We start from the raw sequence: 9,342 nt of genomic DNA on the forward strand, positions 1-9,342 counted from the left end.
GTCTCTGCATGGTGGACAGCGAACGGCCGATAAGAAAGCACGCTTCACCGCCGGGCCTTCCAGGCATGGCTTAGAATGCCTAACGAACGTTAGATAGACAACTCCTGACGGTAGGGCGCGGCCCGTGAGCCTTCCCGCCGTCATGGCTGAGGAGGCTTTCCCCGTCATGATTCAACCTTTTACAGCTGAACCCATCCAATGGGTCTCGGAAAGCGGTGTGCCGGTCCGTGACCTGCCGGAACGGTTCACGCCCCAGTTGCTGCGAGATCTGCATGCCCTGATGCTGCGCGCACGCGAATTCGACCGCAAGCTCATCACCCTGCTGCGCCAGGGGCGCACCACCTTCTACGCGCAGTCCAGCGGTATGGAAGCCACCCAGGTCGGCCTGGCACGCTCTATCCGCGTAGGCCACGACTGGGTCTGGCCGTATTACCGCGACCACACCCTGGGACTGGCCATGGGCGTACCTATGTTTGAGCTGATCAGCCAGTGCCTGGGCAGCAACAGCGACCCCAGCCGCGGGCGGCAGATGCCTCACCACTTCGCGGCCAAGCGTCAGAACTTTGTGTCGATCTCCAGCAGCATCGCCTCGCAGGTGCCGCCGGCCGCTGGCAATGCCATGGCGCAAAAGTACCTGGGCGTAGACGAAATCACGGTCTGCACCTTCGGAGACGGCGCGACCAGCGAAGGTGACTGGCACGCCGGCATGAACATGGCGGGTGCCCATCAGGCCCCGGCGCTGTTCGTGTGTGAGAACAACCAGTGGGCAATCAGCACCCACCTCAGGGCCCAGACGGCCAGCGAGAACATCCACATCAAGGCCAAGGCCTACGGCATGCCGGGCTTCTACGTCGACGGCAACGACATCGTGGCTGTCATGGAAGTCTGCGCCCACGCTGCCGAGTGGGTGCGCGCCGGCAACGGCCCCGCCCTGGTGGAGTGCCTGACCTACCGCGTGGGCTCACACAGCAATGCCGATGCGGACGCCGAGAAGCACTACCGCACCCGCGAGGAAGTCGAGGAATGGCTGGGCCGGGACCCGATTGTCCGCATTGAAAAGCTGCTTGAGCACCTGGGTCACCCGATCAGCGCCGAGGAACGCGCCCAGATGATTGCCCAGACCCACCGCGAGGTCGACGAACAGGTCATTCAGGCCGAGGCCACGGGCCAGCCTGACTGGCGGATTATTTTCGAGGATGTCTATGCCGACATGCCCGGCCACCTGCGTGACCAGGAGGCCCAGCTGCGTGCCGAGCAGGAAGCTGGCCAGGAGGTGCGCGCATGACGGCCACGCAGCAACGCAATCCCGCCAGTGGGGGAGGGGAGACCCGGACCATCAACCTCATTCAGGCGGTGACCGAGGCCCTCCACGAGGAACTCGAGCGCGACGAGCGCGTGGTGCTGTTTGGAGAAGACGTTGGCGCGCGTGGTGGAGTCTTCATGGCCACGGCCGGGCTGCAGGCCACGTTTGGCAAGCACCGCGTGTTCGACACGCCGCTGAGTGAAGCCAGCATCGTAGGCGCGGCAGTCGGGATGGCCGTGCGTGGCCTGCGCCCCGTCGCAGAGATTCAGTTTGCCGACTACATGGGTCCGGGCTTCGACCAGATCATCTCGCAGGCGGCCAAGATCCGCTACCGCAGCGGCGGGCAGTTCACCGCTCCCATGGTCATCCGTACGCCTTCAGGCGGCGGGGTCAAGGGCGGACACCACCACAGTCAGAGCCCCGAGGCCTACTACACCCACACCCCGGGTCTCAAGGTGGTGATGCCCAGCACTCCCTACGACGCCAAGGGGCTGCTCAAGGCTGCCATTCGCGGCGAGGACCCGGTCATCTACTTCGAGCCCAAGCGGCTGTACCGCGCCTCCAAGGGTGAGGTGCCAGTCCACGACTTCACCGTCAAACTTGGCGAGGCGGCCATCCGCCGTGAAGGCAGCGACCTGAGCCTGATCGGCTACGGCGGCGTAATGCCGGATCTCGAAAAGGCCGCCGATGCCCTGGGCGCTGAAGGCGTCAGCGTGGAGGTCATTGACCTGCGCAGTCTGGTGCCCTGGGACAAGGACCGGGTGCTGACCAGTGTCCAGAAGACCGGCCGCGCCGTGCTGGTGAGTGAGGCCCCCCGTATCGGGAACTTCATGGGCGAGGTCGCCTACACCATCCAGGAGCAGGCCTTTGATTATCTGACGGCGCCTGTGGGGCAGGTGGCCGGTTTCGACACGCCTTACCCCTACGTACAGGACAAGGTCTATCTGCCCGGTCCCAACCGTATCGTGCGCGCCTGCGTGCAGGCCCTGAATTACTGATGCCGGTCCAGCAGCTTAGGAAGGCCGCATGAAGCCCGAACTGTGGCGTCCCCTGCTGGGAACCCTGGGGCTGATGATCGGGTTCGGGCTCTACGGGCTGATCGGCAAACTGGCCGAGCCATGGCAGAGCGTCTGTATCGGCGCGCTGTTCGTGATTCTGGGCGCGGTGGCCTACTGGTATGCCCAAGGCGAACGCTGGATCCAGGTGCTGGGGCTGCTGCTGGCGGTCTACGGCGTGTTGCGCGCGTTTCTGCTGCGCTGAATGTTTTTTTCTCAAGAGAGGTTGTCATGAAAGAAGTGCTGCTGCCCGAACTCGCCGAAAGTGTCGTCGAGGGTGAAATTCTGAAATGGCTGGTTCAGGAAGGCGACACCATCGCCCTGGAACAGCCGCTGTGCGAGGTCATGACAGATAAGGTCACTGTGGAACTTCCCAGCCCGGTGGCGGGTGTGCTACGCCAGCGGCTGGCCAATGAAGGCGACGTGGTCGCAGTACACGCCGCGATTGCCCTGATCGACGAGACAGGCGGCGGCGCCTCTTCCTCTGCCCCGAGCGCCATGCAGGCCATTCAGGACACGGCAGAGAGTCCGGCAACCGCTGATGCCCAGCTTCCTCCCCAGGCTCAGGAAGAGCGCGAACAGATCGGTGGCAGCATCGTGGAAGCCAGCCACCTGCCCAAGGCCGATGACGACTCCAGCAGCCTGTTCAAGGCTTTCGCGTCGGACGAGCAGGTCAAGGTCCAGGGCCTGGGAGGCCGCACTCCGGCGCCACAGGGCGCCGCGCAGCCGGTCCGCAACGACGGCCGGGTGCTGGCTGTTCCAGCGGCCCGCCAGCTGGCCCGCGAACTTGGTCTGGATCTCAACCGTATCCAGGGCAGCGGACCCAACGGCCGCATCCGCGTATCAGATGTCCTGGCCCAGACGCAGGGGCAGACCGCTTCCTCAACGGCTGCTTCCTCAATGCCTGCTTCTGCACCGGCTCCCCAGCCCGCCTCCACTGCCCAGGCTGCCGCTCAGCCGGCGCCAGCATCCAGCAAAGCCGCCCAGGGTGGCCTGCCGGTCGCTCCGGTGCAGTACCGCACGCCCAAAGGCTACGAGCACCTCGAAGACCGTGTTCCTCTGCGCGGCATGCGCCGGGCCATCAGCAACCAGATGGTCGCCTCGCACCTGTACACCGTGCGGACGCTGACCGTGGACGAGGTCAACCTGACCCGCCTGGTCGAATTCCGCAACCGCGTCAAGGACGAAGCGAAGGCTGCCGACGTCAAGCTGTCATACCTGCCTTTCATCTTTAAGGCGGTTGCAGTTGCCCTGCGTAAGTATCCCAGCCTGAACACCTCTTTTGACGAGGCCACCCAGGAAATTGTTCAGAAGCGCTACTACAACATGGGGATGGCTGTGGCCACCGACGCTGGCCTGACCGTACCGGTCCTCAAGGACGTGGGCCGCAAGAGTGTCTTTGAACTGGCCCGCGAAGTGGTGGACCTGGCCGGGCGCGCCCAGGCCGGCAAGCTGCAGCCTGACGAACTGGCAGGAAGCACTTTCAGCATTACCAACATCGGGTCTATCGGAGCGCTGTTCAGCTTTCCCATCATCAACGTGCCTGACGCTGCCATCCTGGGCGTCCACAGCATCGTCAAGCGCCCCATCGTGGATGAGGACGACAATATTGTCGTCGCGCACATGATGTACCTCAGCCTGTCGTTCGACCACCGTCTGGTGGACGGCGCCGAAGCTGCCCGCTTCTGCAAGGAAGTGATCCGCCTGCTGGAAAATCCTGACCGACTGATGCTCGAAGCCATGTGATCAGGGGCTCAGGCTGCAGCTTCGACCTGATCCTGGGCCAAATCTGCAGTCTGGTTCAGCGTTCCGTCAGCTTGAGCCGCTAGGGTAGTGATTCACAGGTGGATTGACCGCCTGAGCGCTGTGCCTGAACGCAGGTCGGCTTGCTTTCCACACCGGAAAGATTGGATACCCTAGTGAAAATGCCTCGACTCCTGACACTCCTTCTTCTGCTGCTGCTCGCCTCACCGGCGGGGGCCCTGCAGCTGATTGTCTGGGACCGTGATTTTCAGACAAAAGTTGGCTATGGGGAAAGCAGTGGTGGGAAATTCAACATCCAGTTGCTGCCGCGCTACAGTGGGCCGGTCGTGGTGCTGTTTTCCCAGACGGACGAGGAACGCCGGCGTGCCACGTTCCCCACCCTGCTGAGCCGCTACGACGGATTTCTGCGCGGAGGGCAACTGACCATCGAGCCTCCGGGAAACGACGACGTGACACTCGCGAAGTTTCTGGCTATCTTCCGGCTGAGCGTCAACGTGCAGTCGACGGGACAGACCCTCACACTGCCTGGTCTGAAAGTCGCTGGGCCGGATAACATCAAGATCAACAATAAGTAGTTCCAGAGGAGGCTCTATGCTTGCGCAGATTCTTGTGGTGGAGGACGACCCGCACCTCGGGCCCCTTCTGAAGGAATACCTGTCGGCCGATTATCAGGTTCATCATTCCGCGACGCTGAGAGACGCTCAGGCCTGGCTGGGCACCCACAGTGCGCAGCTGATCCTGCTGGACCTGAACCTCCCCGACGGTGACGGGCTCGATCTGGTCCAGGCACTCCGGCAGTACAGCAGTACGCCGGTGCTGGTGCTGTCAGCGCGCAGCGGCGTGCAGGAACGGGTGGCCGGCCTGAATGCCGGAGCAGACGACTACCTGACCAAGCCGTTTGCCATGCCGGAACTTGATGCACGCATTACTGCGCTGCTCCGCCGGACAGCGGCAGGCACCGGGGTCAACCTGGGCAATACCAGCCTGTCGACCAGCAGCCTGCTGCTGACGGTGGACGAAAAGAACATCAACCTCACGGAACACGAGGCGCGCATCCTGGAACTCATGATGCGCACGCCCGAGCGGGTCTTCTCGCGCGCTGACATCGAGTCCCACCTGTATGGTTGGGAAACGCCCAACAGCAACAGTGTGGAGGTCCGGATCTCCCAGCTGCGCAAGAAGCTGGAGCAGGCTGCCAGCGACCTGAGAATCCGTACCATCCGCAATGTCGGCTACGTTCTGCAAACCTGAAGAAAGCAGTTGCCCCGCAGCGCTTCCCTTCTACACTTCAGCCATGATGCTGCCCTGTCTGCGCCGCCTTCCAAAGAGTTGGAAGCGGCGTTCTGACGTGGGGGAGCGGTCATGACACGTCATGTGGCCCTCAGTACCGCGCGCGTGGCCTGGCGTCACAGCCTGCGATTCCGGCTGGCCCTGGTGTATTCGCTGGTGGCCCTGGCCATTACCACGTTAAGCGGGCTGGTGGTGATCACGCTGCTGCTGGGCAGCATGGACCGGCAGTTCGACGCGCGCCTGAATGAGCGGGCCGACGTCCTGGCAGACCAGTTCACCAACCTGAGTAAGGGGCTGGGCCAGCGGCCACCGGCCATCACCGGGTTTACCGTGCTGGTTGATGCCCAAAATCGGGTGGCGCTGAGCAGCAACGGACTGAACCTGGCACCAGGGGAGCCGTTTCCCCAGCTGAACGAGTACCGGCTGCCTGTGCAGGGCACCCGGGTCCGCGCCGTGACCCGCAAGGCCGGTGGGTTTGGCACCCTGTGGGTGGGCCTCCCCGAAGATGACCTGATTGCCGCCCGTGAAAGTGCCATGCGAGCGCTGCTGCTCTCGGCACTGATCACTCCCGCGCTGATGCTGCTGCTGGGATGGTGGGTCGGGCGCCGGGCCCTGGCCGGTCTGGGGCAGGCTGCAGACCTGGCGGACCGCATCGACCCGACCCGCTCCCTGGCGACCCTGCCGCTGCCCCAGCGCGAGGACGAAGTCCACCGCCTGCTGGCCGCCATCAACCGCCTCCTGGTGCGAATCGAGGCCGGGCAGGCCCGCGAAAAGCAGCTGCTGGGCCAGATCGTGCATGAGCTGGGCGCCCCTCTGACTGTCCTGAAGGCCTCACTCAACCGCGCGGCCGAACGTACCGGTGACGTTGAAGTGGGCCGGGCCGCCCTGGTGGCTGACGAACTGACCTTTACCACCCAGGACCTGATGCAGCTGGCCCGCGGGCAGCTGGAAATGAAGATGGTGTGGCACTACATTCCCGCCCGTACGCTGCTGGGACGGCTGGACCGCCTGGTTCCGGGCACCCGTTTCGAGGGGGACTGGAGCGGAGGCATCCTGTGTGATCCGGACCGCCTGACCCAGGCCCTGCGCAACCTGCTGGCCAACGCCCGGCGCGCTGCCGGGCCAGACGGCACAGTCAGCCTGACCCTGGAGGACACGCCTGAGCAGGTGCGCTTTGTGGTTCAGGACAGCGGCCCAGGCCTGCCACCGGAACTGGGTGAGCGCATCTTCGAGCCGTTTATCAGTGGATCCGGGAGCAGTGGTCTCGGCTTGAGCGTCAGCCGACAGATTGCTGTGATGCATGGCGGCAACCTGACCGGTAGCAATCAGGGGGGCGGCGCCCAGTTTGTGCTGTCGCTTCCCAGTGCCACGTTGGGTGATGACCAGGATGACGACCTGGAGGAAACCGAGTCTGCAGAGGTCTCCACACCTGCGGCGGCGCACCGCTGAGCACGCGGTTATGCTGCGCCGGTGCCTCTGCCTGACCTTCCGACATCACCCGCTGTTCTGCCGGAACCCGGCAAGGCTGAACTGCTCGCGCTGCTGACCTTACGCTTTACACCTCACCTTGGACCGCGCCGGATTGAAAGCCTGCGCCGCCATTTCGGCACAGCGTGTGAGGCCCTGAGCGCTCCTTTCTCTGCCCTCAGAGAGGTCCCAGGGCTGGACTCCCGGAGCATCGCAGCCCTGGGAAATGCCAAAGCCCGCGCACAGGCAGAAGCGGAGCTTCACCTGGCTCAGCAGCTGGGCGTGACCCTGCTGGGCCGTGGCCTGAGCGGGTATCCCCAGGCGCTGGAAGCCCTGGGTGATCCGTCCCCGGTGTTGTGGGTGCGCGGGTCCCTGCCTGAGTTGCCGGTGGTTCCCCGAAGTATCGGCATCGTGGGCACCCGGGCAGCCAGTCCCCATGCACTGAGCATGGCCCGCATGCTCGCAGCCGAACTGGCCCACGCAGATGTCACCGTGGTCAGTGGTCTGGCACGCGGTGTGGATACGGCGGCGCACGCCGCTGCCGTTGAGGCAGGCGGCCAGAGCATCGGCGTGCTGGGCAGCGCAGTGAACCGCATCTATCCTCCCGAGAACGAGGCGCTTTCAGAGCAGCTCACCCTGGTCAGCGAGTATCCGCTGGGCACAGGTCCTGCGCAGCATCACTTTCCGACCCGTAACCGCCTGATTGCGGCCCTGTCGGCGGGCACGCTGGTTGTGGAAGGTGAATTCAAGTCCGGCTCGCTGATTACTGCTACCCACGCGCTGGAGTGCGGGCGGACCGTATTCGCCATGCCGGGCCGGGCTGGCGATCCACGGGCAGCCGGCCCCCATCAGCTGCTGCGTGACGGGGCAGTGCTTACTGAAACGGCGCGCGACATCCTTCAAGAATTTGGCTGGGGCAATGCTCCTGCGCGTCCGCTGCCGACCTTGCCGCCGGATCAGGCAGCAGTTCTTGAAGCGCTGACCGCGCCCGCGACACTGGATGACCTGCGGGCGGCGACCGGGCTTTGCCTTCCCGAGTTGCAAACCGCCCTGGTCATGCTGCAGCTCCAGGGTCTGGCCGAAGAGAGCGGCGGCCGCTGGGTCCGCCGCTAGGACAACGCCGATTCGTGGGCGTCAATGTGTTGAGGTCCAAAGTCCTTTTCCACATCCACCCGAACAGGCCCGGAGAGCGTCACCCCTTCACGGGAGGGGTCCAGAAGGTCAGGCAACAGCAGGCGCAGCCCGACTTCGAGCAGCGGACCCCTTCCGGTCACACTGTCCGACTGGGGGTCGAGGGTCAGACTCCAGCCTCCGCCGTCCCAGTCCACTCCTGTCGTCTGCGCTTCCCCGCGCTGCAGGGCTGCCAGTTCCAGGTCATCGATCCGGACACGGACGCCCCGGGCAGTGAAACGGACTTTCATGCAGGCAGGATAGCCCCGCGCGGGACTTAAGCTACCTGTATGAATGTTCTGGTTCTGGGCGGCACGCAGTTTGTCGGACGGCATATCGTCGAAGCGTTTCTTGCGGCCGGTCACAAGGTCAGCATCCTCACGCGCGGGAAGTCAGCCGACGAACTGCCTGCGCAGGTGGAGCGTCTGCAGGGCGACCGCAATCAGGGCCCTCAAGGGCTCTTAGCACTCACAGACCGGCAGTGGGATGCGTGCGTGGACGTCAGCGGCTACACTCCCGGCCAGGTCCGGGCCAGCGCTGAGCTGCTTCGTGACCGCATCAGCCAGTACGTGTTCATCAGCACCGTCAGTGTCTACGCCGAGCCTGGGCGGCACCCGGTGCGTGAGGACGACCCGCTGATGCCCCCGGCTGCCGAGGATGTTACCGAAGTGACCGGTGAGACCTACGGCCCCCTGAAGGTCGCCTGCGAGCGCATTGTTCAGGACGTGTACGCAGAAAACTGCGCCATTCTGCGTCCCCAGATCGTTGCAGGTCCCTATGACCACACGGCCCGTTATCCGTACTGGGTTGATCGGGCCAGCAGGGGAGGGGAGATGCTGGCACCCGGCGACGGCTCGGACCATGTTCAGGTCATCGACGCGCGCGATCAGGCCCGCTTCACTGTAAAAGTCGCGGAGGAAAAAATCAGCGGCGTGTTCAACCTCGCAGGACCCCGCCTGAGCTGGTCAGACTTCTTGGAGGTCCTGGGGGCTGCCCAACCACACTGGGTCTCCTATGAAACGCTGCAGAGCCATGGCCTCGGCCACCGGGACCTGCCGCTTTATCTACCTGAGCACAGCGAGCAGGGTGGGCTGATGGACGTCAGCCCGGAGAGGGCGCTGGCTGCGGGTCTGATTCATACTGCTCCGTCAGTCACTGCAGCCGACACCCGAGCCTGGAGCCAGACCGCAGAGCTGAGCTATGCCCTGACCCCGGAGCGCGAAAAAGAGGTGCTGGGCGCAGTCGCCCGAACTTCCTGATTCTTTCTCGCCGAACCGCAGAGAGAAGAGGAAA

General features: G+C 64.3%; 10 protein-coding genes. 9 read left to right on the forward strand and 1 reads right to left on the reverse strand.

The annotated features are described in order from the left end of the window. The first annotated feature begins 166 nt into the window (after positions 1-166). From DEIDE_RS13385 to dprA, 8 genes are all read left to right on the forward strand, one after another. Positions 167-1,285 (forward strand): thiamine pyrophosphate-dependent dehydrogenase E1 component subunit alpha, encoded by a 1,119-nt coding sequence (locus DEIDE_RS13385; protein ID WP_012694501.1) that lies wholly within the window; start codon positions 167-169, stop codon positions 1,283-1,285. After that, positions 1,282-2,301 carry an alpha-ketoacid dehydrogenase subunit beta gene (locus tag DEIDE_RS13390; protein ID WP_012694502.1) on the forward strand — a complete coding sequence of 340 codons (1,020 nt, stop codon included), beginning with the start codon at positions 1,282-1,284 and terminating at the stop codon, positions 2,299-2,301. Before DEIDE_RS13385 ends, DEIDE_RS13390 begins: the two co-directional genes overlap by 4 nt. Positions 2,302-2,329: 28 nt before the next feature. Then, on the forward strand, positions 2,330-2,563 hold the full coding sequence (locus tag DEIDE_RS13395; protein WP_012694503.1) for a hypothetical protein: 234 nt from the start codon (positions 2,330-2,332) through the stop codon (positions 2,561-2,563). A gap of 26 nt (positions 2,564-2,589) precedes the next feature. Next, positions 2,590-4,104, forward strand: a complete 1,515-nt coding sequence (locus DEIDE_RS13400; RefSeq protein ID WP_012694504.1) for a dihydrolipoamide acetyltransferase family protein — start codon at positions 2,590-2,592, stop codon at positions 4,102-4,104. 179 nt (positions 4,105-4,283) lie between these two features. Beyond that, positions 4,284-4,697: a hypothetical protein gene (locus DEIDE_RS13405; RefSeq protein ID WP_012694505.1), complete on the forward strand. Its 414-nt coding sequence runs from the start codon at positions 4,284-4,286 to the stop codon at positions 4,695-4,697. A 16-nt stretch (positions 4,698-4,713) separates the two neighbouring features. After that, positions 4,714-5,373, forward strand: coding sequence for a response regulator transcription factor (locus DEIDE_RS13410; RefSeq protein WP_012694506.1), 660 nt, complete (start codon positions 4,714-4,716; stop codon positions 5,371-5,373). A 111-nt stretch (positions 5,374-5,484) separates the two neighbouring features. After that, complete coding sequence (locus DEIDE_RS13415; protein ID WP_012694507.1) at positions 5,485-6,861, forward strand: HAMP domain-containing sensor histidine kinase; 1,377 nt, start codon at positions 5,485-5,487, stop codon at positions 6,859-6,861. A 21-nt stretch (positions 6,862-6,882) separates the two neighbouring features. Beyond that, complete coding sequence (dprA, locus tag DEIDE_RS13420) at positions 6,883-7,992, forward strand: DNA-processing protein DprA (RefSeq protein WP_012694508.1); 1,110 nt, start codon at positions 6,883-6,885, stop codon at positions 7,990-7,992. On the opposite strand, the gene DEIDE_RS13425 is transcribed toward dprA, so the two are convergent. Then, positions 7,989-8,300 (reverse strand): hypothetical protein, encoded by a 312-nt coding sequence (locus DEIDE_RS13425; RefSeq protein ID WP_012694509.1) that lies wholly within the window; start codon positions 8,298-8,300, stop codon positions 7,989-7,991. The genes dprA and DEIDE_RS13425 overlap by 4 nt on opposite strands. A 39-nt stretch (positions 8,301-8,339) precedes the next feature. Between DEIDE_RS13425 and DEIDE_RS13430 the strand changes: the two genes are divergently transcribed. Continuing rightward, the gene (locus tag DEIDE_RS13430; RefSeq protein ID WP_012694510.1) at positions 8,340-9,308 is read left to right on the forward strand and encodes an NAD-dependent epimerase/dehydratase family protein; all 969 of its coding nucleotides are present in this window, start codon (positions 8,340-8,342) and stop codon (positions 9,306-9,308) included. Positions 9,309-9,342 lie beyond the last annotated feature (34 nt).

The organism is Deinococcus deserti VCD115 (genome assembly GCF_000020685.1).
Classification (GTDB): Bacteria; Deinococcota; Deinococci; order Deinococcales; family Deinococcaceae; genus Deinococcus; species Deinococcus deserti.